Origin of the sequence: Rhizobium sp. BK181 (assembly GCF_014193305.1) — a bacterium.
In the GTDB taxonomy this organism is placed as follows: Bacteria; Pseudomonadota; Alphaproteobacteria; order Rhizobiales; family Rhizobiaceae; genus Rhizobium.
In genome coordinates this window covers 323,961-349,648 of sequence record NZ_JACHZA010000003.1, presented here as the reverse complement: position 1 = coordinate 349,648, position 25,688 = coordinate 323,961, and the positions used below count along the sequence as shown (strand labels likewise).

Genomic DNA, 25,688 nt, shown 5'->3' with positions numbered 1-25,688 from the left:
TCAAACGCGGCGCTCGACCATCATCTTCTTGATTTCGGCGATCGCCTTCGCCGGGTTAAGACCCTTCGGGCAGGTCTGCGCACAATTCATGATCGTGTGGCAGCGATAGAGGCGGAAGGGATCCTCGAGGTTGTCCAGGCGTTCGCCGGTCGCCTCGTCGCGGGAATCGATCAGCCAGCGATAGGCCTGCAGCAGGACAGCTGGACCGAGATAGCGATCGCCGTTCCACCAGTAGCTCGGACAGGAGGTCGAGCAACAGGCGCAGAGTATGCACTCGTAGAGGCCATCGAGCTTCTGGCGATCTTCGTGGCTTTGCTTCCATTCCTTGGCAGGCGTCGGCGAAACCGTCTTCAGCCACGGCTCGATCGAGCGATGTTGGGCATAGAAGTTGGTGAGATCAGGGACAAGATCCTTAACGACAGGTAGGTGAGGCAGCGGATAGATCTTCACCGAGCCTTTGATCTCGTCCAGGCCCTTCGTACAAGCAAGGGTATTGGTGCCGTCGATGTTCATCGCACAGGAACCGCAGATGCCCTCGCGACAGGAGCGACGCAACGTCAGCGTCGGGTCGATGTTGTTCTTGATGTAGAGGAGACCGTCGAGCACCATCGGGCCGCAATTATCGACATCGATATAGAAGGTGTCGATCGACGGGTTCTGGCCATCGTCGGGGCTCCAACGGTAGACGCGGAATTCGCGGGTATTCTTGGCGCCAGCCGGCTTCGGCCACACCTTGCCTTCGCGCATCTGGGAGTTCTTGGGAAGAGCGAGTTCAACCATGTCCAGTACCTCTTAGTACACGCGAGCCTTGGGCGCGATCTTCTGGGGATCGATGCCCTCTGCGATAAGCTCGGTGTGAACCGGGCGGTAGTCGAGCTTGACGTCGCCTGCCTCGTTGACCCAGGCGAGCGTATGCTTGCGCCAGTTGACGTCGTCGCGGCCGGCGAATGCGCCTTCCGTGTAGTCTTCGCGGGCGTGAGAACCGCGGCTCTCCTTGCGTGCTTCGGCGCCGTAGATCGTGGTGATGGCATTGGCCATCAGGTTCTGCAGCTCGAGTGTTTCGACAAGGTCGGAGTTCCAGATCATCGAGCGATCGGTGACCTTGATGTCACGCATTTCCTGCCAGATGGCGGAGATGCGCTTGCAGCCTGACTCCAGCGATTCCTGCGTACGGAACACGGCAGCGTCTTCCTGCATGGCGCGCTGCATTTTCTCGCGCAGCACGGCCGTCGGCGTGCCGCCGCTCGCGTTACGCAAGCCGTCGAAGCGATCCATGATCTTGTTACAGGCGGCGACATTCAGATGCGGCACCGGTGCAGCACGGTCGATCACCTCGCCGGCGCGGATCGCAGCGGCGCGGCCGAAGACCACCAGGTCGATCAGCGAATTGGAACCGAGGCGATTGGCGCCGTGCACCGAGGCGCAGCCGGCCTCGCCGACCGCCATCAGGCCCGGAATGATCCGCTCAGGATTGGAACTGTCGGCGTTGAGCACTTCGCCCCAATAATTCGTCGGAATACCGCCCATGTTGTAGTGAACGGTCGGCAGAACCGGGATCGGCTCGCGCGTCACGTCGACACCGGCGAAGATCTTGGCACTTTCGGAAATGCCCGGCAGGCGCTCGTGCAGAACGGCCGGATCGAGATGGTCGAGATGCAGGAAGATATGGTCCTTGTTCTTGCCGACGCCACGGCCTTCGCGGATTTCCAGCGTCATGCAGCGCGAAACGACGTCGCGCGAGGCAAGGTCCTTGGCCGAAGGAGCATAGCGCTCCATGAAGCGCTCGCCCTCGGAGTTGACGAGGTAACCGCCTTCGCCGCGCGCTCCTTCGGTGATCAGACAGCCCGAACCGTAGATGCCGGTCGGGTGGAACTGCACGAACTCCATGTCCTGCAAAGGCAGACCGGCACGTGCCACCATGCCGCCGCCGTCACCGGTGCAGGTATGAGCCGAGGTTGCCGAGAAGTAGGCGCGGCCGTAGCCGCCGGTCGCCAGCACCACCATCTTGGCGGCGAAGCGATGGATTGTGCCGTCATCGAGGCACCAGGCGACGACGCCGGTGCAGCGGCTGCCGTCATCCGACATGATCAGGTCGAGCGCGAAATACTCGATGAAGAATTCGGCGTTGTTGCGCAGCGACTGGCCATAGAGCGTGTGCAGGATGGCGTGGCCGGTACGGTCGGCCACGGCGCAGGTGCGCTGTACCGGCGGGCCTTCGCCGTAGTTCTGCATGTGGCCGCCGAACGGCCGCTGATAGATTTTACCTTCTTCGTTGCGGGAGAAGGGAACGCCGTAGTGCTCGAGCTCATAGACCGCCTTCGGCGCTTCCATGGTCAGATACTGCATGGCATCGACGTCGCCGAGCCAGTCAGAACCCTTGACGGTGTCGTAGAGGTGCCATTGCCAGCTGTCGGGCGTCATGTTGCGCAGAGAAGCGGCGATACCGCCCTGCGCGGCGACCGTGTGCGAGCGGGTCGGGAATACCTTGGTGATGCAGGCCGTGCGGAAACCCTGTTCGGCCATCCCAAGCGTGGCGCGAAGACCGGCGCCGCCGGCGCCGACGACGATCACATCATACGAGTGATCGACGTATTTGTAGGCCTTCCCATTCTGAGCGGGTGAAGTCGGTGCCATGATACGGTTATCCTACGAATGCAATTTTCAGAATGGCGAAGAGACAGAGCCCCGCCATCAGGATCGAAAAGAAGGTATTCAGCATCAGTAGGCCGATCTTGGCAAACTCGCCGTGAACGTAGTCCTCGATGATGACCTGCATGCCGAGCCGCATGTGAATGATGCCGGACACGACCATCAAACCCATGATGACTGCGACAAGCGGGTTCGACAGGGCGTGAACCACGTCGGAATAAGGCTCGCCCGCGTGGACGATCATGAAAATGATGAAGAAGAGAAAAAGGGGCACATTGGCAACCGCAGTGACGCGCTGGCGCCAGAAATGATCGGTTCCTTCCTTGGCCGAGCCAAGGCCGCGAACCTTACCCAGGGGGGTGCGCATATCCATGAGAACAACCTTCAGAAGCGAATAAGGAAGCCGATCACCCAGACCAGTACGGTCAGACAGAGCGATATGACGATCGAGGCCTGGGCCATCCTGGTCGAGACTTCCTTGTCGAAGCCGTAACCGAGATCCCAGACGAAGTGACGGAAACCGCCGACCATATGGTGCAAGAGAGCCCAGGTATAGCCGAGCAACACGAGCTTGCCGACGATGCTGCCGAGGATCCAGTTGACCCAGTCATAGTAGGCTTGACCGGTCGCAGCCGCGATCAGCCACCAGGCGACCAGCAGCGTCCCGACGTAAAGAGCGCCACCGGTAATGCGGTGAACGATCGACATGACCATGGTGGGGATTGGTTTGTAAATTTGCAAATGCGGCGACAGGGGCCGGTTATTTGTCACATTCGCCATCAGAACCTCGCGGCGTCTTCTCTGCGCTCCCGACATCAGGAAGCATTCAAGGCGATCACACGAAGGACAAATTTGTTTGTGTGCGTCGCATCAATGGCGACGTTTAATCACGTAAGCCCCTAACGACAAGTATAATTGCAACCCCAATTTAATTTAATCGATTTGCGTCTCTGGGTGGCGCGAACTGCGCTTGACGGCCGGCCTGGTTCCCGACGCAAGCGGCATGTCGGGGTGTCTTCTGGACAATTAGCTGCTTTTGGCGCATTTTGCGGTTAACGCTTTGTTAACAGTTCCATTTTGGAGATCCGCGCGATGCTGAAGCTTGCCTCCGTGCTCGTTTCCCTTGCCGCTGCCGCTTTGATCGCAATGCCGACCTCCGCCGGCGACTTCGGCCACAATTCGTTCTCTCGCCACGGTGGCAAGGTTTTCATTGGGCATCGTACTCCCATGATCCTCGGCCGGCCGTTTCGTGGCTTGAACCATGGGCGCCCACATTTCGCCGATGGATACGGCCGGTTCGGCTATGGCCACGGTCGCACGCCTTTGATCAAGCGCGCCTCGTTTCCTTATCGCGGCTACAACGGCTTTGGAGGCGGTTATGGTGGACGCAATGTAATCGTCGTCGTTGCGCCACAGAGCGGCGGAAGCGTAGGCGGCACCTATGCGGGATCGTCCTACGTCTACGACAGCGACGGCGGAACTTACGCGGTCGGCAGCAACTATGGCTTTCCGGTGCCAGTCCAAACCACCGGTCTGGCGCCAATGGCCAAGGTCATCAGCGTGACGGCAAAGAGCAGCGCTTGCTCCTACGAGGCAGGTGTTTGTGTGATCAGGCCGTGAACCGCCAAACAGTTGTTTTCTTCACCTCGCTGTCCTCAAGTGCCCGCGTAACCGGGACTTGATAGGCTGCGCAGAATTCCAGGCGCTCCCTGGGAAGGTAGGCGCGGCCCGGATCGCCGACGAAGACCGTGATGCCCTGGCGACTGAGCGTCTCGAACCACGGAACGATCGCCGTGGCAAAATCGCTGTCGTAGAAGACATCGCCAGCAAGCAGAATATCTGCTTCGACGTGGCTGCCAATCAGATCGGCGTCGCTGAAATCGACCTCGACCTTGTTCAGCCCGGTGTTGAGCCGCACAGCGGTTTTCGTCCAGGGATCGATGTCGGCGGCAACGACTTTGGCCGCTCCGGCCATTTTTGCCGCGATCGCGACAAGGCCGGAGCCCGTGGCGAAATCGACAACGCGCTTGCCGGCAACAGTATCAGGATGGTCGAGTATGTACCGCGCCAGTCCCTGACCGCCCGCCCAGGCGAACGCCCAGAACGGCGGCGGCAGACCGATCTCCGCGAGTTCCTGTTCCGTCTTCAGCCACAAGTCATGTGCTTCGTCTGCCAGATGCAGCCGAATCTCCGGCACATGCGGCGGCGCCATCACGCCGGTATTGGCGCGGATGAAGATTTCGGGATCGGTCTTCAATGGTCGCTCAACGCGGCGGAGTGTCGAGTCCGCCCAAGCGGCAGATCTCCAGATACTCCTCGTCCGTGACCGGCTGCACCGAAAGTCGCATGGAGGTGACGAGCGACATCTTGGCGAACTTCTCGTTGGCCTTGATGTCCTTCAGCGAGAGCGGCTTGGGGATGTCGCAGACGGCGCGAATATCAACGCAGTCCCAGCGGTCATCGCCTTTGGCAGTCGAGTCAGGGTGAGACAGTGCGCAGACCTCGACGATACCGACGATCTCGAGGCCCTCGTTGGAGTGATAGAAGAAGCCCTTGTCCCCCAACTGCATCGCCCGCATGTTGTTGCGCGCGAGATAGTTCCGGACACCGGTCCATTCGGTGCCCTTCTCGCCGGCAGCCTTTTGCTGCTCCCACGACCAGGAAGCGGGTTCGGATTTGTAAAGCCAATGCGCCACGCTCATGCCTCCGGATTGTTGAAGACCCAGTTGAAGGGCTTGATATCGACGCTCTCAAAGAGACCGGCCTTGGTGTAGGGATCGCTGTCGGCCAGCGCCTTAGCTGCTTCGATCGTATCGGCATGAATGATCACGAGGCTGCCGCAGGGCTTGCCTTCGGCATCCAGAAACGGGCCGGCCATCTTCAGCACACCCTCGGCATTGAGCTTGTTGAGGTGCTCCACGTGGGCGGGTCTCGCCTCCATGCGAACGTTGAGATGATCGGGTTTATCCTTGCAGAGGAGAGCAAAAAGCATATCGGAACTCCTATTCAGTCGTTATCGGACGCGTCATCAGCTGATCGATGGCCTCGGCAATGCCCAGCTTGCCTTCGATGATGGCGGACACGGCATCGGTAATTGGCATGCTGACACCAAGAGACTGTGCCAGGCGCGATGCCACGGCGGCGGCAAACGCACCCTCGACAAGTTCGCCATGGGAGGGGTCGACCGTCTCGCCGCGACCGAGCGCGATCCCGAAGCGCAGGTTGCGCGACTGATGGCTGGTCGCCGTCAAGACCAGATCACCAAGGCCGGAGAGGCCAGGCACAGTATCCGCCTGCCCGCCTTTGGCGACGACAAACCGCGACATCTCGGCAAGCCCGCGAGCAATTAGCGCCGCGCGCGCAGAGTCGCCGATCCCCGCGCCCTCCACGATCCCGCAGGCGATCGCCAGGACATTCTTCAGTGCGCCGCCAAGCTGGACGCCGATCCGATCAGACGAGGCATAGAGCCGGAACGTCCGCCCGGAAATGGCGTGGGCCAGCCTTTCGGCAACATCCATATCCGCTGCAGCGATCGCCATCGCCGTTGGCAGTCCCTTGGCAATGTCGGCAGCAAAGCCGGGCCCCGACAGCACGGCCACGGGGTGACCCGGAATTTCGCGCTCCAGCATGTCGGTCAAGAGGTTGCCTGTCGCCCTCTCGATGCCCTTCGCGCAGGTCACCACGATGGCATTGCTTGCAAGATAGGGTCGGTACTGCCTCGCCGCATCCGCCTGTGCCTGCGACGGCATCGCGAAGAGCACGATCTCCGCATCAGAAATTGCATCCGGTTCGGCGGAAAAGCCGAGCGACTCCGGCAAGGCAATGCCCGGCAAGGCCGCGTCATGCCGGTGCTCGGCCTTCAGGTCGGCGATCAACTCAGGATCGCGGCCGACCAGCGTGACTGCATTGCGCTCCGTCAGGGCAATCACGGCGGCAAGCGCCGTTCCGAAGGCGCCAGCTCCGATGACGGCAATCTTCTCGCTCATGCTTTCGCTCCACGCTTGCCGAAGCCAAGCAATGTCTCGGCGTTGGAATCCAGCGGCCAGCGCGAGCGCGGCTGCACATCGAGATCATCCGGCTCGACGCCCGTTGCCATGCGCTCCAGACCTGCCCAGGCAATCATCACAGCGTTATCCGTGCACAAATGCAGCGGCGGCGCGACGAAACGAAAGCCATGCTTGTCGCAAAGCGACTGCAAGGTACTGCGAACCTCCAGATTGGCCGCAACCCCACCGGCAACCACAAGAGCCGGTCGACCTTCGACGTTTGGGAATTCGGCCTTGAAGCGCTCGAGCCCACGGCCAATGCGATCCTTCAGCGTGCCCGAGATTGCCTTCTGGAACGAGGCGCAGATATCCGCGACATCCTGCTCCGTCAACGGCGCGATTTCGCTCGCCGCCTGACGCACAGCCGTCTTCAGGCCGGAGAACGAGAAATTGAGCTTTGCCTCTCCGACCAGCGGTCGCGGAAAGTTGAACCGATCGGGGTTACCGCTCTTGGCGGCGCGCTCGACCGCGGGTCCGCCGGGATAGGGCAGACTCAGCAACTTCGCCGTCTTGTCGAAGGCCTCGCCAAGCGCGTCGTCGATCGTCGTACCCCAGCGTTCATATTGTCCGACGCCGCGCACGAGAATAAGCTGCGTGTGGCCGCCGGACACGAGCAGCATCAGATAGGGAAATGCAAGCCCGTCCGTCAGCCGCGCCGTCAATGCATGCCCTTCGAGATGATTGACCGCATAGAGCGGTTTCCCGGACGCCTTGGCGATCGCTTTGCCGGTCATGAGCCCGACGAGCAGACCACCGATCAGCCCAGGCCCCGAGGTTGCCGCGATGGCATCGATATCGGAGAGTGACACATTGGCGCGTTTCAAGGCCTCGTCGATCAGCGTATCGAGTGCCTCGACATGGGCGCGCGCGGCGATCTCGGGCACCACGCCGCCGTAAGCGCTATGCTCTTCGAGCTGGCTCAAGACAACGTCCGAGCGCACCGTCGGCTGACCGTCGGCAGCACGCTCGACCACTGCAGCGGCAGTTTCGTCGCAGCTTGTTTCGATGCCGAGGATGCGTAGAAAGGGTGCCATGAAACCTGATCGTTGATTGCGATGGGTCTTAAACCCGTTTACGACGAACTCCGGTAACAACGGATCAATGCGGATGCAAACAAAACCTTTCCGGATCGGCACCCGAGGCAGCCCATTGGCGCTCGCCCAGGCTCACGAAGCGCGTGACAGGCTGATGGCAGCGCATGGGCTTCCTGCAGAGATGTTCGAGATCGTCGTGCTCAGCACCAAAGGCGATCGCATCACCGACCGCTCGCTGGCCGAGATCGGCGGCAAGGGACTTTTCACCGAAGAACTGGAACAGCAGCTTGCAAGCGGCGATCTCGACATTGCCGTGCATTCCGCCAAGGACATGCCGACACGACTTCCGGAGGGGCTCTGTCTTTCCGCCTACCTGCCACGCGAGGATGTCCGCGACGCGGTGATCGGGCGCACGGCGCCGAAGCTGATCGATCTGCCGCATGGCGCAACCGTTGGCTCTTCGTCGCTCCGCCGCCAGGCGCTGATCCGCAGAATGCGGCCCGACATCAACGTCATTACCTTTCGCGGCCTTGTCGATACGCGACTGAGAAAGTTGCAGGAAGGCCAGGTCGACGCCACGCTACTTGCGCTCGCCGGCTTGAAGCGTCTCGGCAAGGTCGACGTGATAACCGATATTCTTTCGGCGGAGACCTTTCCGCCCGCGCCGGCACAGGGGGCGATCTGCATCGAAAGCCGCATTAGCGATGCCCGCGTCGACGACCTGCTCGTACCCATCAATGATGCCGCGACCTTCGACGCGGTTTCCTGTGAAAGGGCTTTTCTCGCCGCTTTGGATGGCTCCTGCCGCACACCAATCGGCGGCTATGCCATTTGCGAAGGCGACCAGGTTCGCTTTTCCGGCCTGATCATCACACCTGACGGTCGCAATCACCATGCCGTCAGCGTTGACGGCCACAGGCGCGATGCCGCAGCCCTGGGCACCCGTGCCGGGCAAGAAATCCGCGCACGCGCCGGCAGCAGCTTCTTCGACGACTGGAGTTGACGCTTCGATGCGCGTGCTCGTGACCCGTCCTCAGCATTCGGGCGAGCGCACCGCCAAGCGTCTTCGCGAGTTGGGGCACGAGCCCATACTGCTGCCACTGTCGCGACCGGTTCACGACGCCAGTGCGGCGCTGCGCGGCTTAGCCACGACCAACGGCAGCATAGCGATCACCAGTGCCGAAGCGATCAGGGCGCTTACATCGCATGCAACCGAACTTACCATCCATCGCGCGCGCCCCGTCTTTGCGGTTGGCGATGCAACTGCCGAAGAAGCGCGGACGATCGGCTTTACCTCCATCACCGCATCAGGCGGCAGCGGCGCCGAGCTTGCCGAGATAATCGCGAAACAGGCAGGCGGCGCTGTCGTCTATCTCGCCGGCTCGCCAAGAGCAGCGACCTTCGAGAAGCGTGCGCAGGAAATGGGTCTGCAGATCGTCGTTGTGGAATGTTACCGGATGGAACCGATCGAGCCCTCACCTCAAACGTTGGAAACGATCCTCATCGATCAACGGCCCGACGCGGTGCTCCTTTATTCACGCCAAACGGCTGAAAATTTCTTCCATGCGGCGGCGGCGCAGATGCAGGACGGCAGCACGGATGGAATGCGCTTTCTTTGCCTCAGCAAGTCCGTCGCGGAGGTGATCCCCGCGCCGCTGCAGAGTGCGGTCAGCATTGCGGAGATGCCGGAAGAGCGCAGCCTTTTGTCGCTCCTTTGAACGCAAGCGCGCCCAAATTTTATCAAACCTCTTTCCTTGAATAGCATCACTGACTAGTTTCGTTGCAATGCATCAGTAAGAGGATCTCATGGCACCAGGAAATCCGCCTCGCCACTCGAAGAACACCGAAGAGCCGGTCACCATCGATCTGGACGCGCAGGAATTTGCTTCTGCCAAGGATGCCGAAACGAAAGCCGATAAGCCGTCCGAAGCGCCCGATACGAACGCTGCGGACGAGCCTCCAGCACAGCCCGACCTGACCAGCGAGCGGTTGTCCGACGAAACGCCGCTGGCATCTGCCGAACCCGCACCAGAGCCGCGCGAGCCAAGCAATCCCGTTCCGCCAGCACCGCCCGCCGCCCCACCGCACAGCGGTACGTCGGGCCTGATCGCAGCCGGGATCGTCGGCGGCCTGATTGCGCTTGTTGGCGCAGGCGCCATTCAGTATGCCGGCTACCTGCCAAGCTCATCGGCGCCTGCGACACCATCGGCTGACGTCGCCAACTTCTCCGCCGAGATCGACGGCCTTAAGCAGTCGGTCGCCAATCTCGCCGCCGCTCCGCCCACCTCCGACACCGGTGCGCTGGAACAACGTATCGCGGCATTGGAGGCGACGACCAAGAACCCGCCCGCTGCGGCCGACACGACTGCGGTCGATGCTCTCAATCAGAAGATTGCAGATTTGACCGGCCAGATCGATCAACTGCGTGGCGCCGTCACTCAAGCCTCGGAGCAGAAATCCTCCGACAGCGCGGATATTGAGCAACGCCTTGCCGAGGCGGAAAAGAAGCTCAATGAGCCACGGCAGGATGTCGCCGTCGCCCGGGCGATCGCCGCCGCCGCGCTGAAGGCGGCAATTGATCGCGGCGGTCCGTTCGTCGCCGAACTCGACACCTTTGCAGGGGTTTCCCCCGATGATCCGGCGACCGCGGATCTGCGCAAATTTGCGGAGACGGGCGTTCCCTCGCGTGCCGAGTTGATCCGCCAGGTGCCGGATGTCGCAACAGCAATCGTTGATTCCGTCAATCAGACCGATGCCAACCAGAGTTGGTCCGACCGGTTGATGGCGGGCGCCAAGTCGCTTGTAAAGGTCCGGCCTGTCGGCAACGTCGATGGCGAAAGCGTCGAAGCGATCGCCGCACGCATGGAAGACAAGGTGAAAAACGGCGACCTGCAGGGCGCCGCATCGGAATGGGCCGCCCTGCCGGCTGAGGCCAAACAGGCCTCCGCCGCATTCCAGCAATCCCTGGAAGCCCGCATCCGCGTCGAGGATCTCGTGGGCAGCGCAGTGTCCAAGGCTGTTTCCAACGCTGGCAAGGAGGGCTGAGGCATGATCAGGCTCGTCATATTCGCCCTCCTCGTCCTCGCGCTTGGCTATGGATTTTCGTGGCTGGCCGATCGCCCGGGCGATCTTTCGCTGATTTGGGAAGGCCAGCTCTACCAGACCCGGCTCATCGTCGCTGCGAGCGCCCTGATCGCGCTCATTGCGGTCGTGATGATCGTATGGTGGCTGCTGCGAACAATCTGGACGTCGCCCTATTCCGTCACCCGCTATTTTCGCGCCCGCAAGCGCGATCGCGGCTATCAGGCGCTGTCGACTGGCCTGATTGCAGCAGGCGCGGGCAACGCGCTGATGGCTCGCAAAATGGCCGCCCGCTCCCGCGGTTTGATCCGCGCCGATCAGGAGCCGCTGATCGCACTTCTCGAGGCGCAGGCCGCGTTGATCGAGGGCCGCCACGACGAAGCGCGTGCCAAGTTCGAGGAGATGACAAACGATCCCGAGACTCGCGAACTCGGGTTGCGTGGGCTGTATCTCGAAGCCAAGCGCCTCGGCGCCAACGAAGCGGCCCGGCAGTATGCAGAAAAGGCTGCCGACAACGCGCCCTATCTGCCATGGGCCGCCCAGGCAACGCTCGAGTATCGCAGCCAGGCCAGGCGCTGGGATGATGCGATGCGGTTGCTGGAGCAGCAAAAGGCAGGTCGCGTCATCGAAAAGGCCGAGGCTGACAGGCTTCGCGCCGTTCTGTTGACCGCTCGCGCCACCGAGAAACTCGAGAACGATCCGGCGGGCGCGCGCGACGACGCTACCCATGCCCTCAAGCTTTCAGCCGACTTCGAGCCTGCCGCAATTATCGCCGCGAAAGCCCTGTTCCGTGAAGACAAGCTGCGCAAGGCGGCCTCCATCCTCGAACAGGCATGGAAGTCGAACCCGCATCCGGACATCGGCGGCACCTATGTGCGTGCGCGCAGCGGCGATTCTGCTGCCGACCGCCTCAAGCGCGCCGAGCGCCTGGAATCAATGCGGCCAAACAACGTCGAATCGCTGCTCCTGGTCGCTCAGGCCGCTCTCGACACTCAGGATTTTGCCAAGGCCCGCGCCAAGGCGGAGGCCGCCGCCCGCATCGAGCCACGCGAAGCCGTTTTCCTGCTGCTTGCCGACATCGAGGAGGCCGAAACCGGCGATCAAGGTCGTATTCGCCACTGGCTTGCCCAAGCCCTGAAGGCTCCGCGCGATCCGGCATGGGTGGCGGACGGTTTCGTTTCCGACAAATGGTTGCCGCTCTCGCCAGTCAGCGGTCGATTGGACGCTTTTGTCTGGAAAGCGCCGTTCGACCACGTGGACAAGGCAGTTGACGAAAGCACAACGATCTCGATCGACAGCGCTCTGAAAACGCTCCCCCCCGTGCGCGAAGCCCGTTCTGAAAACCTGGCAAGCGATCATCGCATCATCGAACTCGAGCGGGCTGCAACGATCGCCGAGGCGGCGCGACCGTCTCCGAAGCAGCCGGGAACAAGCAAACAGCCGACTGACGCAGCACCTTCACCCGAACCGCGCCCCTTCTTTGGCGGCCTGCCGGACGATCCCGGCGTTCGCAATCCAGCAGCGGAACCAGAACCCAAGACACGGCTCCGCCTTTTCTAATTAAACAGGACCTAAATGTTCGAACGCTTCCAGGAATTCTTTCAGAATCTGACTTCCGACAACACAAAGAAGGGCTTTGCGCCCGACGATCCGCGCATCGCTGTGGCCGCGCTCTGCATGCAGGTCATGGAGGCCGATGGGCAGGTCAAGGACAGCGAAACGAAGCGACTTCGCAAGCTGCTGAAGGATCAGTACGGGCTCGATCGCAAGCAACTCGACGCGCTGATCGCCGCCGGCCAGGAGGCGGAAAGCGATGCCGTCGACTACTACCGCTTCACCTCGGATCTCAAGCGTCACCTAAACACCGAACAGCGGCTCGAGCTGATCGGGGTTCTCTGGGACATCGTCTATGCCGATGGAGAGCGTAGCGAGATGGAGGATGATGCGATCTGGCGCATTGCCGAACTTCTCGGTGTCTCCGCCCGCGAGCGTATCCAGAAGCGGCAGGAGGCAGCGCGACGGGTCACGGATGCCGAGGTGGTGCAGGACGATGCCGACTGACCGTTTACCGGAGGACGACAAACGTCCCGTCTTGATCGTCCTCCATCAGGAGCGTTCGAGCCCCGGACGGGTCGGTCAGCTACTGGTCGAGAAGGGATACCGGCTCGATATCCGACGCCCGGTTCTCGGCGACAGGCTTCCCTCGACGCTTGCCGAACATGCGGGTGCCGTCGTCTTCGGTGGTCCGATGAGCGCCAACGATACAGATGACTTCGTCAAGACCGAAATCAATTGGCTCGATGTGCCGCTCAGAGAAAAGCGTCCACTGCTCGGCATCTGCCTTGGCGCGCAGATGCTTGTCCGACAACTCGGCGGCAAGGTTCAGGCAAATGCCGACGGCTCCACCGAAATCGGCTGGTATCCGCTACATCCGACCGAGAAAGGCCGCCTGCTGATGCATTGGCCGAGGATGGTCTATCACTTTCACCGCGAAGGCTTTGACCTGCCACACGGAGCGGAATTGCTGGCTGAAGGCGACACCTATCCCAATCAGGCCTTTCGTTATGATGTCCATGCCTGGGGGCTCCAGTTCCATGCCGAGCTGACACGCGCGATGATGCACCGCTGGGTGGTCCACGGCGCTCATCGCTTCATACTTCCGAATGCGCAACAGGGCCGTGAACACCTGGAAGGACGCATGCTCTTCGACGCGCCGCTGAAGACATGGCTGAGTGAGTTCCTCGATATTGTTTTCGAGGGCAAGAAATCCGTCGCAACGTCCAAAGCCGTCCTTTCCGCTTAGCGGCGTGCGCCCTGCACCGCGGCGTGCTAGGATCGCCTACGACCACTTTGGCGATACCCGCCAGTAAGAATGTTCCGATCCAAGATCAGATCTTCGGATTTCCGTACCCGAGCAATGACGAGCAAAGCTTTCCGGAGGAATTCCATGGCCAATTACGAGCAGAGACTTGCCGCGTTGGGATTGGTTCTACCGCAGCCATTGAAACTGCCTTCCAATATGGTCCTGCCATTTCCGTGGGTGAACGTGCGCGGTAATCGCGCATTCGTCTCGGGTCACGGCCCACAGAATACCGATGGTACGCCTGCAGGCCCGTTCGGAGCGGTTGGTGAGAACATCTCCATTGAGGAGGCCAAGGCATCCGCTCGGAAAGTAGCGCTTTCCATGTTGGGCAGTCTGAAGCGGGAACTAGGCAGCCTTGATCGCATTACTGGCTGGTGCCGCGTTTTCGGTATGGTGAATTGCGCGCCGCGCTTTGCCAATTCGCCGGCCGTCATCAACGGTTTCACCGAGCTGATCATCGAAGTGTTCGGACCGGAAGTCGGTAGCCACTCCCGATCAGCGATTGGCGTTGCCGGCCTACCGCTGAACTTTCCCGTCGAAATCGAAGCAGAGGTCATTATCTCGACCTGAAGACCGTCAAGCCTGTCCAAGCCGCTCGGGCGCATCAAGGCTGTCGATCTTGCGCAGCTTAGGAAAGCTCGTTGCCCAAATTGCCGCTACGGCAAGTGTCCCAATGCCGCCAATGACAACCGCAGGGACGGCGCCAAAAATGGACGCCATGGTGCCGGCGCGAAACTCTCCGAGTTCATTGGAGGCGCCGACAAAGACCATGTTGACGGCATTGACTCGGCCGCGCAATTCGTCCGGCGTCCAGAGGGCGATCAGGCTTTCCCGCACATAGACGGAAATCATGTCGGCCGCCCCCATGATGGCCAGCGCTGCGATCGATAGTTCCGTGCTGGTCGAGAATCCGAACGCGATGGTGCCAATACCGAACAGGGCAACGCCGATGAACATGGCAACGCCCGCACTATGCCTGAGTGGATAGGCAGCGAGAAAAATCGCCATTGCAATGGCGCCGACCCCGGGTGCCGATCGCAGAAGACCAAGCCCCCATGGGCCGAGGGTCAGGATATCCCGCGCAAAGATCGGCATCAGTGCCGTCGCGCCGCCGAGCAGCACCGCAAAGAGGTCGAGCGATATGGCGCCAAGCACGACTTTCTCGGCACGGATGAAGCGGAAGCCACCGAGGATCATATCCCAGCTCTTGGCTTCGCCGGTCGTTTTCTGCGGCGGTTTGGGGATCATGTAGAGCAGTGCGGCGCCGAGCGCGGCGAAGACAACGGCGACCGTGTAGGCCGTGTGAGGACTGATGCCATACAAGAGACCGCCGAGAACCGGTCCTGTAATCGCCGCTAGTTGCCATGAGGACGAATTCCAGGCGATGGCATTCGACAAGTCTTGTGCTGGCACAAGGTTTGGTGCGAGCGACTGAACGGCCGGCGACATGAAGGCGCGTTCGATGCCAAACACCAGCAGCACAGCAAATACCGGTAGTGGCGAGAACGTGCCCGTAATCGTCATCAACAACAGTGCGAGCGTGCACAGCGCGCTGACGAGCGAGCAAAGGGCAGCGATCGCACGCCGGTTATGCCGGTCGGCGACCGACCCCGTGACAAGGATCAGCACCAAGGACGGCAGAAATTGCACAAGGCCAATCAGGCCGAGATAGATGGCGCTGCCGGTCTGATCGTACATCTGCCAGCCAACTGCCACGCTGACGATCTGTTGCGAAAAGGACAGGAGAAATCGTGCGAAGAAGAACCGAGTATATGAAGGATGCCGGAACGCGGCAAAACGGTCTCCGGTTGGCGAAAAGGACATGAGGGCTTTCCAGGACAACAGGCCAGACGCCAACGCACGACGCCGCTGTTAAACATGATTTACAATGCGTTTCGAGACAGCACTTGCTCGTTTAGTCGCCAATGTCTACATGTCTGTCAACAACGAACTGGAGATTGCAATGCTTGCGCTTTTTCAAACCATTGATTTGGCTTTGAATCTCTATACTTGGGTGCTGATCGCCAGCGCCATCTTCTCCTGGCTTTATGCGTTCAACGTAATCAACTCCAGCAATCAGTTCGTCAATTCGGTCGGCATGTTCCTCTACAACGTCACCGAACCGCTGCTACGGCCGATCCGTCGCGTGCTGCCGAACCTTGGCGGTATCGACATTTCGCCAATCATCCTGCTGCTGATCATCTTCTTCGTGCGCTCGCTGATGTGGAATTCGATCTTCCCGCTGGTGGCATGAACCGGCCCTGGGCTGCTTTCACCGACCACATATCTCTGGCAGTTCGCTTGACGCCCAACGGCGGGCGCGATGCCATTGACGGCATTGAAGTAGACGCCGAGGACAAGTCTCACCTCAAAGCCAGGGTGGCTGTGGCTCCCGAGAAGGGTAAGGCGAACAAAGCCTTGATCGCGCTCATAGCGAGGTCGCTTGCGGTCGCGAAATCATCCGTCAGTATCGCCTCCGGCGACACATCGCGTAAAAAAATCCTCCGGATCGATGGCGACCCGGAGGATTTGATCAGGAAATTGAGTGCTCGTCTCGAAAGCTGATTACGCTTTTTCCTTCTTGGCGCGTTCGATCGCCTCGAGGATCAGTGCGCCAGCTTCCTTGGAATCGCCCCAACCAAAAATCTTCACCCACTTGCCGGGCTCAAGATCCTTGTAATGCTCGAAGAAGTGCTCGATCTGCTTCAACGTGATATCCGGAAGGTCGGTGTAGTCCTTCACCTTCTCGTAGCGCAGCGTGAGCTTCGGCGAGGGTACGGCGATGATCTTCTCGTCCTTGCCGGAATTGTCTTCCATCTTCAGAACGCCGATTGGGCGCACGTTGATAACACAGCCCGGAACGAGCGGACGGGTGCTGGCGATGAGGACGTCGATCGGGTCGCCGTCTTCGGAGAGCGTATGCGGCACGAAGCCGTAGTTGCCCGGATAAGTCATCGGCGTATAGAGGAAGCGATCGACAACCAGCGTACCGGCTTCCTTGTCCATTTCGTACTTGATCGGGTGGCCGCCGACGGGCACCTCAACGATGACGTTGACATCTTCCGGCGGGTTCTTGCCAATGGAAACGGCGTCGATGCGCATAGAGCTTCCCTCTAAAGGTTAAGTCGATGGTTGCGAGATACTGGGAATCATCCCGCAACGCAACACGCCAATGTGGAATTGGGCCCGTCTAAGAGGTCGTCAAGGCGACACGCGACTTCTCTGTTGTTCCCTTACAAGGGGCCGACCGGATCCGAACGACATCCCCTGTCGGCCTGACTGGCGCAGGCAATCGCCGAGCCAGCTCAACCCTGCCCACAAGCGTTGGCCAAGCATGATGCGACGCTGGAGCTGATGGGCAAGTATGCCGCTCAATAGACCGGACACGACCGATACTGCGACCGGTAGCGGCGCGTTAAAGGTCGCGGGATCGGCGCTATCAAACAGGGCCTCCGGCAGAATCCGGTGTAGCAGGTAAATGTGATAGCTCGCGGCAGCGATCGCAACCAGCACGGCGGCAAGCGTCGCGGGCAGCTTGACCCGAGGCACGTAGAGAAGGACGGTAAGTACCGGCAACTGCATACCATAGAGGACCCAGGACCCTGCCCAGTTTCCGCCGGTATAGGCCATAAGCGGCATGACCGCGCATCCGGCGGCGATTACCGCAAGTCGTCGACTCCTCGAATTTGCAAAAGCCGCGCACCATCCGAAAACCGCAAGGTGCAACACCCAGGCAAGGGTGAATATCTGCCGCTGCCCAACTGGCGAGAGCGCCGGGACCGCGAAATGCGCGAGGACGGCAAACGCCAAAAACAGCATGCCGAAACGGAAAGGATCCCTTGCCGCAGAACGGCGAATGCTCGGCACAGCAAACAAGCCTCCCCAAAGCACCAGAAGCTGCGCGAAAGCCTCCACGAACCAGTAGAGATAAGGCAGCATTTCATGTCGATCAGGCTCAGCGAAGCCAAGGTTGCCGACCAGGAAGACCGAGGCCCACGGTATTGCACCCCAGGCAATACTGAAACCCAGGACGACAAGGTAGTAGGGCCAGAGAACTAGGCTAAGTGGCAGCAGAAAACGCCTCAGGTCCCCGGCGAAAAGCGCACCGGACTGGAAGCGCGCCAGCCCGTATCCGCACAGCACCAACATTGTGCCCGCACCGCCAGGAATGGGCCACGGCGTGGCGTGATGGAGCACCACCAGCAGGATTGCAATGGATTTCAGGAGAATGTCACTGGCGATCGTTCGTTGGGGGCTCGTCGAATGCGACAGACCCGCCAGCACACCGACAGTTGTCTTTTCCCAACCATCCGGCACCCTACCAAGCAGCCGCTCGAGACCGACTGTAAGCTCGAGATAACGCAACGAATCCCCGCCAAGCTCTGCAAAGCTGTCGTTGGGCGAGATGCGTCGAGGAAAAAACACTTCGCGAAACAGGCTCAAGACCGTGGCTTGCTCGCACGCCGTCGGGGATTCCATGCGTAGGCGGAGGTGTTCGTAGTCAATCTTACCGTTGGCAAGCCGCGGCAGCTCCTCAAAGCCGATCGCACGCACCTGTGGCAAGCCGATGCCTGCAATCACCGCCAGCGCCTCACGAACATCCTCCTCGCGTTGCGACCCTGCAAAGGCCGCAAGCAGCTGCTGGTCGTTGCCCACGACCGAGGCTGTGATGCCTTTCGCAGCCAGCGCTGCTTCAAGCGCATCGTGGCCGAGACGGACACCGCCGATCTTGGACATCCGCCGCAAACGGCCCGTGATCCGAAACAGTCCATCCGCGTCGCGCGCGGCCAGATCACCGGTCCGAAGCTCCTCAATATCAGCACCGCGCGCCAGATCTTGACGGGTGTCGGCGTAGCCGAGCATGACGTTGGGCCCACGATAGACCAGTTCGCCGGCAACGTCGGTGTCCGTGATTATTGCACCCTTCTCGTCGACCAGCCACAGCTCACCGCCCGGCACCGCGGTCCCGATCCGATCTGCACTCCCAGGCAGATGCTCAGGAGGGACGTAAGCAATTCGTGCGGTCGCTTCTGTCTGTCCATACATCACGCAGAAGCGCTGCCCCTCGTATTGCAGCCACCCGTGGTAGCGCCGCACCGCCTCCGACTCCATACGTCCGCCGGCAACCGTCATGAAGCGAAGATCGGGATAGTGCTGCTTGCGAAACCCGCGTTGCTCGAGGAGCTCGTAGGAATGCGGAACACCCGCGAAGTTGGTGCATCGGGCCGCACTGAAATCATCGAGGAATGTCGGTTCAAGGACAGATGTACCTGGCACCCAGATCGCGGCACCGACGGCAAGGTGGGAATTGAGAACGGACAAACCGTATGAATAGTGAAGTGGCAGGACCAGCGCACCAACATCGCTTTCCAGCAGTTCAAGATAGTCGGCAATCTGCTCTGCGTTGGCGGCCACCGCTGTCTTCGACAACCTCACGGCCTTTCCACTGCCCGTACTACCCGATGTCACAAGCATCAGGGCAAGATCAGGATGCACCGCCACATCACCGGAATTGAGGTTTGTTTCAGTGAGCCGCCAGCGCCGACCCTCACGGCGGTAGACGATCTCGGGTGCAAACCGCTCAAGGAAGGACGACCAGGCGACGCGGTCCTCAGACGGCAGCAATGCAACCGTGTGCCCGCCGGCAAGAGCTGCGAGATAGGCAATAATTGAATGCTCCGAATGCGCAGCTTCGATGGCCATCAGCTTTTTGCTTGGGCCCAGAGCGCGGCTGAGTGTTGCGACGCGATCGGCAAGCTCGCTGTAAGTAATGGCGGGTCGGGAGGGCAGCAGCAACGCGGGCCGGTCACCCCCGCGGTCGAGACGCGTCCAAAAGCCATCCAACATGCTTGTCCCCCTCACGCGCCAAGAGCGTGAGCCGCGACTTATATAAGTTGAATGTTATTTGCAAGTTTTCGTGACGACGGCAACTGTCAATTTCGCTGGAAAAAACGACAGGGAAAGGACGATCCTCAACCCCAGATGAAGCCGATTTTTTTTAGCTGCTTCTGGTCGAAGGTTTCCATGCCTTCGCAATAGTCGATACCACCGTGGCTGCGATAGAAGTGCGCCCCGTTCTCGTTCTCCTCAAGGCACCACACAACCAGCCCCTTGCAGCCCAATGACTTCAGAAGGCGTCTCGCTTCGCCGAAGAGCATATGCCCGAGACCAATGCCCTGATATTCCGGGCGAAGATAGAGTTCGTAAATCTCGCCCTCTTGCGGCAGCGCACGCGCGCGATTGAGTCCGAGAGTCGCATAGCCCGCGACCGTGCCGGCCACGTCGAGAACGAGAAGCGTTGCCGGCCCTCGGGTGGCCTTGCGCCACCAATTCTCACCACGACGCTCGATCATCTGCCGCAACGCACGATGCGGAATGATGCCGGCATAGGTGTGCTGCCACGCAAGCCGATGCACTTCCGAGATGGCTCGGGAATCGTGCGGCTCGGCCCGCCGAACATCGATCGACAACGTCTTCATAACGCGTACTCTGGTCCGATTGTCGGCAATTAACCATACGCGCACGGCGCATTCAGGTCGCTTGCCCACAGACTTAACATGTGGACGACAACTGAAATTTAACGCTTCTTTAACTATTGCGACAAGCCGGATTCGACGCGGCACACAATAAAAAACCCCGGCACGGTGGCCGGGGTTTTGGTGTTTAGAATGCCTGGATGACTCAGGCCGTCTTCGCCTTGGCGAAGCGCTTGCGATCGTTCGCATCCAGATACATCTTGCGCAGACGGATCGACTTCGGCGTCACTTCCATCAGCTCGTCGTCCTGGATCCAGGAGAGAGCGCGGTCGAGCGTCATGCGGATCGGCGGCGTCAGCTTGACGGCTTCGTCCTTGCCGGCGGCGCGGATGTTGGTCAGCTGCTTGCCCTTGAGGACGTTGACCTCGAGGTCGTTATCGCGCGAGTGGATGCCGATGATCATGCCCATGTAGACCTTTTCGCCGGGCTCGATCATCATCGGGCCGCGATCTTCCAGGTTGAACATGGCGTAGGCAACGGCTTCACCCGGGGCGTTGGCCAGGAGAACGCCGTTGGTACGGCCGCCAATTTCACCCTTGTAGGGCTGGTAGTCCTTGAACAGGCGGTTCATCACCGCGGTCCCGCGCGTATCCGTCAGGAGTTCCGACTGGTAGCCGATCAGGCCGCGGGTCGGGGCGTTGAACACCAGGCGAACACGGTTGCCGCCCGAAGGACGCAGCTCGGTCATTTCGGCCTTGCGCTCGGACATCTTCTGCACGACGACGCCTGAATGCTCCTCATCGACGTCGATGACGACTTCTTCGATCGGCTCCATCGTGTTGCCGCTGTCATCCTTGTGCATGACGACGCGCGGACGCGACACGGCGAGCTCGAAGCCTTCGCGGCGCATGGTTTCGATCAGAACGGCCAGTTGCAATTCGCCGCGGCCGGAGACATAGAACGAATCCTTGCCTTCGGCTTCTTCGATCTTCAGCGCGACGTTGCCTTCGGCTTCCTTGAACAGGCGGTCGCGGATGACGCGCGAGGTGACCTTGTCACCTTCGGTGCCGGCCAGCGGACTGTCGTTGACGATGAAGGACATGGTAACGGTCGGCGGATCGATCGGCTGCGCGGTCAGCGCCTCGGTGATGGCAGGATCACAGAAGGTATCGGCAACCGTGCCCTTGGAGAGGCCGGCGATTGCGACGATGTCGCCTGCATGCGCTTCTTCGATCGAGGTGCGCTCGATACCGCGGAAAGCGAGGATCTTGGAGATACGACCGGTTTCGATCGTCTTTCCGTCCTGGGCGAGAACCTTGACGGCCTGGTTCGGCTTGATCGAACCGGAATTGATACGGCCGGTGATGATACGGCCGAGGAAGTTGTTGGCTTCCAGGATGGTCCCGATCATCGTGAACGGGCCTTCGGCGACCTTCGGCTCCGGAACGTGCTTGAGCACGAGGTCGAGCAACGGCGCGAGACCCTGGTCCTTCGGGCCCTCAGGGTTGACGTTCATCCAGCCATCGCGACCGGAACCGTAGAGGATCGGAAAGTCGAGCTGCTCATCAGTCGCGTCGAGGCTGGCGAAGAGGTCGAACACTTCGTTGATGACTTCCTCGTGGCGGCCATCGGGACGGTCGATCTTATTGATCGCAACGATCGGACGGAGACCAACCTTCAGCGCCTTGGAGACGACGAACTTCGTCTGCGGCATCGGGCCTTCCGACGAGTCGACTAGAACGATCGCGCCATCCACCATCGACAGGATACGTTCGACTTCACCACCGAAGTCGGCGTGGCCGGGGGTGTCGACGATGTTGATGCGAACGCCCTTCCACTCGACCGAGGTCGCCTTGGCAAGGATCGTGATGCCGCGCTCTTTTTCCAGGTCGTTCGAGTCCATGACACGTTCTGCAACGCGCTGGTTCTCGCGGAACGAGCCGGACTGTTTCAGGAGTTCGTCAACCAGTGTCGTCTTGCCATGGTCAACGTGCGCGATAATCGCGATGTTGCGAAGTGCCATATGTCTATATCTCTGAAGCTGGGGCGCCGCGCTGGGAGAAGGCGCCAATTTCATTTGGGCGGCTCATACAGTGTTTTTCGCGTTTGCGAAAGGGGGGAGGCCGGATTGCCTGCCATGCACGGACGTCAACTCGATATCTGCGGATCGAGCGTCGTCCGCCACAGCTCGGTATCGTTCCGATCCATTAGCCGCACAGTCAGTTGCTCGGTCTGTCCGTCGATGTCGACAAGCCCGAAGAACTGCATGCCTGCTGACGGCGGCAGGTTCTGCTCAGCACCACCGGGTGCGGCCTTCATGAACTTCACCTGCGGCCCGAAGGTCATGTCGAGCTCCTGCGGACCATAGGTTCCGGAATGCAAAGGACCCGCCACGAACTCCCAGAACGGCAGGAACTCGCGGAACTTGGCCTTGCCGGGATCGTAGTAGTGCGCAGCCGTGTAATGCACATCGGCCGTCAGCCAGATCATGTTCGTTATGCCTGCGTCGCGGATGAAGCGCAGGAGATCGGCGAACTCCAGCTCGCGTCCAACAGGGGCGCCATTATCACCGTTGGAGATCGACTCGCTGCCCGTTCGATGGCCGTAATCGTCCCAGATTACCAGCCCGATCGGCAGATCGCAGGCGATCACCTTCCAGGTCGCCGTCGAGCGCACCAGTTCACGCTTCAGCCACGCCACCTGCCGCTCGCCCAGAAGCCGCGACTCCGACGCGGGTTCGGCATCGAGCCCATGACTGTTCGGGCCACGATAGGACCGTAAATCGATGAAGAAGACTTCGAGCAGCGGGCCGTAAGACACCTTGCGATAGATGCGTCCGGGCTCGTCGGCCACGTAGCGGATCGGCGTCATCTCGTGAAAGGCACGGCTGGCGCGGGCCGCAAGCATGGCGATCGACTTTTCCTTGTAGCGATCGTCGTCGCGAAGATCGGTCGAGGGCGACCAGTTGTTCAGCACCTCGTGATCGTCCCATTGATAGAAGACAGGACAGACCGCGTTAAACGCCTTCACGTGGTCGTCGAGCAGATTATAGGCCCACTGGCCACGAAACTGGTCGAGCGTCTGCGCAATGTCGCGCTTTGCCTCGGTGACTACACGGTTCTTCCAGACACTACCGTCTCGCAGCCTGACCTCATCGGCAACAGGATTGTCGGCATAAATCGTGTCGCCGGAGTGGATCATGAAATCCGGCCGATGGTAGGCGATCGTCGAATAGGTTCGCATCCCCTCGTCATCGATGCCCCAACCCTGACCGGCTGTATCGCCAGACCACGCGAAACGGATGCTGCGCTTAGCTGTCGGTGCCGTGCGAAACTGCCCATGAATGGGCTCCGACAGATCGTTGATGTCCTGCAGGTCGGCCGCCCGGAAGCGATAGAAGATCTCTTGATCGGGTGGGAGATCCTGGAGCAGCAGCTTTCCGGCAAGATTCGTATCTGGCGTCACGTCTATCGGCGCGACGCGCACCGCATTAGCGAACCGGTCGCTCGTCGAATATTCGACATGCAGCCGTGCCGGCCGGTTCACCTGCGCCCAGACCATACCCGAATTCGCATCGACATCGCCGGATTGCACGCCTGAGGTAAAGACCGGGCGACTGGACGAGCCGCGCGCGTAATAGGGCATCGCCAGCCCCGCCAGTGTAAATCCACCAACGGCGCCCATGGATGAGAGGAAGCGGCGGCGGGTCGTTTCAGTCAATGTCATGCCAAGGTCTATCCGGCTAAACGGTAGGGCCGAACCTATGGCGGCTGTCATGTCATTCGCTTGAAGGCGACATGACGGTTTTTCGAAACTTCAGCGACAGTTTTGTTACGGGAGCGCCGCTGGCAAGGCGCTATTCCGCCACCAAACCGCTGCGGCGAAACAGCGTCAGCAGCAGAAGTGGCAACAGCGTCGTGATGAGGATGGCGATGAAGGCCATCGCCATGCCGAGGCCAATCGACCCCTGCTCGAACTGCCGCCAGATGAAGGTGGCGATCGTCTGCATGCCGACAGGTGCGACGACGACCGAGGCCACCAGTTCGCGCGACGCAAGCGCAAAGACCAACAGCATTGCGGAAGCGAGGCTCGGAAAGACGAGCGGCAGGAGGATGCGGCGGAACGCAGTCACTCCGCTTGCACCAAAGACCCGAGCCGCGGCTTCCAGGCTGTCTCCGATCTGCTGGAATGCCGCCGTCGTGTAACGCACGGGCTGCGGCAGCAGGATGCAGCAATAGGCGAGAAGCAGGATAAATGCCGTGTTGTAGGGGGTCGCTGGCAGCCAGGGCATGTTCCAGGCAAGGATCAGGCCGACGGCAACGACGATGCCAGGCAGCGCATTCGGCAGGATCGTCATCGTGTCGATCGCCACGCGTCCGCGGATCTTCGTCTTGACCACCGTATAGGCGGCCAGCACGCCGATGAGGCCGGTAATCAACGCCGTACCGATGCCGAGCGAGAAGCTGTTGAGAAGCGCCCCCAGCGCACCGGCGCTATTGTTGAAGACGGACAGGAAGTTCTCGGCACTGATATTGTCGAGCGCCAGACCACCGGAGATCGTCCGCGACAGCGCCGTCAACAGGATCGAGAGCAACGGCACGCCCGTCGCCAGGAACGCGACGACGGCAAAGGCGATCATCACGGGAACCTTCATCGCCCCCAGCGGCCGCTTGTCCTTGGCAGCTGGTTTGCCGCCCACCGTCTGGTAGGAGCGCCGGGCGAGGATCCATCGCTGCAGCAGGAATGTCAGCAGAGACATGACGACAAGCAGGATCGACAGGATCGCCGCTCCCGGCAGATCGATCGGCCAATCCGAGATCCGCAGGTCGATGCCGGTCACCAGCACCTGGAAGCCGGCGCGGCGACCCAACGCTGCCGGCGTGCCGTATTCCTCGATCGCTGCGGCAAAGACCAGCATCAGGCTGGCAACGAGACCGGGCGCCGACAGCGGCAGCGTGATCCGAAAGAAGGCCCGCGCCGGCGATGCGCCGAAGACGCGACCGACGTCCGCATAACGCGCACCAACAGCCTCGACCGTGCGCGATACGGCGAAATAGACCACCGGAAAAGTGTTGAAGGCCATGACCATGGTCATGCCGAACAGTGAGAAGAGAAAGGGTGCGAGGTTGAATCCCGCGATCTGCTGAAGATAGCCGCGCGGTTGCAGCGTCATGATCCAGCCGAGTGTAGCGATGTAAGGCGGGATCATGAACGGAACGAGCAGCAGCACATCCCACAGCGGCGCAAGCGGAATGCGGTAGAGTGCTCGAAACACGCCGAGCGGCACCGCCACCAGCGCCGAGGCCAGCACCACGCAACTGCCGAGCAGAATGGTGTTCCCGGCCATGCCAACAAGCGCGCTATCGAAAAGCGTCGCAACAAGCGAGGAGAAAGGGCCCGCGAACGAGCCCTGTCCGATGTTGGGGAAGATGCCCTGAAGCACCACGGCGATGAATGGAACGCCGACGATAATGGTCAACCCCGCGATCGCCAGCCAGGCGGCCGGCGCAGCGCCGCTACTATCGTTCGTCCTCATCGC

The 25,688-nt window shown here is 60.7% G+C and carries 26 protein-coding genes; 10 read left to right on the top strand and 16 right to left on the bottom strand.

Annotated elements, in window-relative coordinates:
* The 4 genes from FHT77_RS11605 to sdhC are packed head-to-tail and all read right to left on the bottom strand — an operon-like array spanning position 1 to position 3,429.
* Positions 1 to 780, bottom strand: a complete 780-nt coding sequence (locus tag FHT77_RS11605) for a succinate dehydrogenase iron-sulfur subunit (RefSeq protein WP_016556589.1) — start codon at positions 778 to 780, stop codon at positions 1 to 3.
* A 12-nt stretch (positions 781 to 792) separates the two neighbouring features.
* A complete protein-coding gene (sdhA, locus tag FHT77_RS11600; RefSeq protein WP_183755183.1) occupies positions 793 to 2,634 on the bottom strand; it encodes a succinate dehydrogenase flavoprotein subunit in 1,842 nt (613 codons plus the stop codon).
* 7 nt (positions 2,635 to 2,641) lie between these two features.
* A complete protein-coding gene (sdhD, locus tag FHT77_RS11595; protein WP_183755182.1) occupies positions 2,642 to 3,022 on the bottom strand; it encodes a succinate dehydrogenase, hydrophobic membrane anchor protein in 381 nt (126 codons plus the stop codon).
* An 11-nt stretch (positions 3,023 to 3,033) separates the two neighbouring features.
* Positions 3,034 to 3,429 (bottom strand): succinate dehydrogenase, cytochrome b556 subunit, encoded by a 396-nt coding sequence (sdhC, locus tag FHT77_RS11590; protein ID WP_183755181.1) that lies wholly within the window; start codon positions 3,427 to 3,429, stop codon positions 3,034 to 3,036.
* 312 nt (positions 3,430 to 3,741) lie between these two features.
* Between sdhC and FHT77_RS11585 the strand changes: the two genes are divergently transcribed.
* Entirely contained in the window at positions 3,742 to 4,269 is a 528-nt protein-coding gene (locus FHT77_RS11585) for a hypothetical protein (RefSeq protein WP_183755180.1), read from the top strand.
* Here the strand turns inward: FHT77_RS11585 and FHT77_RS11580 are convergent.
* Genes FHT77_RS11580 through tsaD form a run of 5 tightly spaced genes read right to left on the bottom strand, consistent with a single transcriptional unit; the run spans position 4,259 to position 7,729 of the window.
* Positions 4,259 to 4,906, bottom strand: a complete 648-nt coding sequence (locus FHT77_RS11580; RefSeq protein WP_183755179.1) for a methyltransferase — start codon at positions 4,904 to 4,906, stop codon at positions 4,259 to 4,261. The genes FHT77_RS11585 and FHT77_RS11580 overlap by 11 nt on opposite strands.
* A 7-nt stretch (positions 4,907 to 4,913) precedes the next feature.
* Positions 4,914 to 5,345, bottom strand: a complete 432-nt coding sequence (locus tag FHT77_RS11575) for an EVE domain-containing protein (RefSeq protein WP_183755178.1) — start codon at positions 5,343 to 5,345, stop codon at positions 4,914 to 4,916.
* Positions 5,346 to 5,347: 2 nt separating this feature from the next.
* On the bottom strand, positions 5,348 to 5,641 hold the full coding sequence (locus FHT77_RS11570; RefSeq protein WP_114714021.1) for a YciI-like protein: 294 nt from the start codon (positions 5,639 to 5,641) through the stop codon (positions 5,348 to 5,350).
* 10 nt (positions 5,642 to 5,651) lie between these two features.
* The gene (locus FHT77_RS11565) at positions 5,652 to 6,635 is read right to left on the bottom strand and encodes an NAD(P)H-dependent glycerol-3-phosphate dehydrogenase (RefSeq protein WP_183755177.1); all 984 of its coding nucleotides are present in this window, start codon (positions 6,633 to 6,635) and stop codon (positions 5,652 to 5,654) included.
* The gene (tsaD, locus tag FHT77_RS11560; protein ID WP_183755176.1) at positions 6,632 to 7,729 is read right to left on the bottom strand and encodes a tRNA (adenosine(37)-N6)-threonylcarbamoyltransferase complex transferase subunit TsaD; all 1,098 of its coding nucleotides are present in this window, start codon (positions 7,727 to 7,729) and stop codon (positions 6,632 to 6,634) included. Before tsaD ends, FHT77_RS11565 begins: the two co-directional genes overlap by 4 nt.
* Positions 7,730 to 7,802: 73 nt before the next feature.
* On the opposite strand from tsaD, the gene hemC reads away from it, so the two are divergent.
* The 7 genes from hemC (at position 7,803) to FHT77_RS11525 (ending at position 14,243) form a co-directional block, all read left to right on the top strand.
* A complete protein-coding gene (gene hemC / locus FHT77_RS11555; RefSeq protein ID WP_183755175.1) occupies positions 7,803 to 8,732 on the top strand; it encodes a hydroxymethylbilane synthase in 930 nt (309 codons plus the stop codon).
* 7 nt (positions 8,733 to 8,739) lie between these two features.
* Positions 8,740 to 9,447 (top strand): uroporphyrinogen-III synthase, encoded by a 708-nt coding sequence (locus tag FHT77_RS11550; RefSeq protein ID WP_183755174.1) that lies wholly within the window; start codon positions 8,740 to 8,742, stop codon positions 9,445 to 9,447.
* An 88-nt stretch (positions 9,448 to 9,535) separates the two neighbouring features.
* A complete protein-coding gene (locus FHT77_RS11545) occupies positions 9,536 to 10,774 on the top strand; it encodes a COG4223 family protein (protein ID WP_183755173.1) in 1,239 nt (412 codons plus the stop codon).
* 3 nt (positions 10,775 to 10,777) lie between these two features.
* Positions 10,778 to 12,370, top strand: coding sequence for a heme biosynthesis protein HemY (locus FHT77_RS11540; RefSeq protein WP_183755172.1), 1,593 nt, complete (start codon positions 10,778 to 10,780; stop codon positions 12,368 to 12,370).
* Between the two features lie 15 nt (positions 12,371 to 12,385).
* Complete coding sequence (locus FHT77_RS11535) at positions 12,386 to 12,871, top strand: TerB family tellurite resistance protein (RefSeq protein WP_183755171.1); 486 nt, start codon at positions 12,386 to 12,388, stop codon at positions 12,869 to 12,871.
* On the top strand, positions 12,861 to 13,613 hold the full coding sequence (locus FHT77_RS11530; protein ID WP_183755170.1) for a glutamine amidotransferase: 753 nt from the start codon (positions 12,861 to 12,863) through the stop codon (positions 13,611 to 13,613). Before FHT77_RS11535 ends, FHT77_RS11530 begins: the two co-directional genes overlap by 11 nt.
* 144 nt (positions 13,614 to 13,757) lie before the next feature.
* Positions 13,758 to 14,243, top strand: coding sequence for a RidA family protein (locus tag FHT77_RS11525; protein ID WP_016556604.1), 486 nt, complete (start codon positions 13,758 to 13,760; stop codon positions 14,241 to 14,243).
* A gap of 6 nt (positions 14,244 to 14,249) precedes the next feature.
* On the opposite strand, the gene FHT77_RS11520 is transcribed toward FHT77_RS11525, so the two are convergent.
* The gene (locus FHT77_RS11520) at positions 14,250 to 15,497 is read right to left on the bottom strand and encodes an MFS transporter (RefSeq protein ID WP_183755169.1); all 1,248 of its coding nucleotides are present in this window, start codon (positions 15,495 to 15,497) and stop codon (positions 14,250 to 14,252) included.
* A gap of 139 nt (positions 15,498 to 15,636) precedes the next feature.
* On the opposite strand from FHT77_RS11520, the gene FHT77_RS11515 reads away from it, so the two are divergent.
* The gene (locus FHT77_RS11515; RefSeq protein WP_016556606.1) at positions 15,637 to 15,927 is read left to right on the top strand and encodes a YggT family protein; all 291 of its coding nucleotides are present in this window, start codon (positions 15,637 to 15,639) and stop codon (positions 15,925 to 15,927) included.
* Complete coding sequence (locus tag FHT77_RS11510) at positions 15,924 to 16,238, top strand: DUF167 domain-containing protein (protein WP_183755168.1); 315 nt, start codon at positions 15,924 to 15,926, stop codon at positions 16,236 to 16,238. Before FHT77_RS11515 ends, FHT77_RS11510 begins: the two co-directional genes overlap by 4 nt.
* Here the strand turns inward: FHT77_RS11510 and ppa are convergent, their stop codons facing one another.
* From ppa to FHT77_RS11480, 6 genes are all read right to left on the bottom strand, one after another.
* Positions 16,239 to 16,775: an inorganic diphosphatase gene (gene ppa / locus FHT77_RS11505; RefSeq protein ID WP_016556608.1), complete on the bottom strand. Its 537-nt coding sequence runs from the start codon at positions 16,773 to 16,775 to the stop codon at positions 16,239 to 16,241.
* Between the two features lie 99 nt (positions 16,776 to 16,874).
* Entirely contained in the window at positions 16,875 to 19,520 is a 2,646-nt protein-coding gene (locus FHT77_RS11500; RefSeq protein WP_183755167.1) for an AMP-binding protein, read from the bottom strand.
* A gap of 125 nt (positions 19,521 to 19,645) precedes the next feature.
* A complete protein-coding gene (locus FHT77_RS11495; RefSeq protein ID WP_114714034.1) occupies positions 19,646 to 20,152 on the bottom strand; it encodes a GNAT family N-acetyltransferase in 507 nt (168 codons plus the stop codon).
* Between the two features lie 202 nt (positions 20,153 to 20,354).
* Positions 20,355 to 22,172 carry a translational GTPase TypA gene (typA, locus tag FHT77_RS11490; RefSeq protein ID WP_037132079.1) on the bottom strand — a complete coding sequence of 606 codons (1,818 nt, stop codon included), beginning with the start codon at positions 22,170 to 22,172 and terminating at the stop codon, positions 20,355 to 20,357.
* 125 nt (positions 22,173 to 22,297) lie between these two features.
* Positions 22,298 to 23,875, bottom strand: coding sequence for an alkaline phosphatase (locus FHT77_RS11485; protein ID WP_183755166.1), 1,578 nt, complete (start codon positions 23,873 to 23,875; stop codon positions 22,298 to 22,300).
* A gap of 130 nt (positions 23,876 to 24,005) precedes the next feature.
* Positions 24,006 to 25,685, bottom strand: coding sequence for an iron ABC transporter permease (locus FHT77_RS11480; protein WP_183755165.1), 1,680 nt, complete (start codon positions 25,683 to 25,685; stop codon positions 24,006 to 24,008).
* Positions 25,686 to 25,688: the final 3 nt, after the last annotated feature.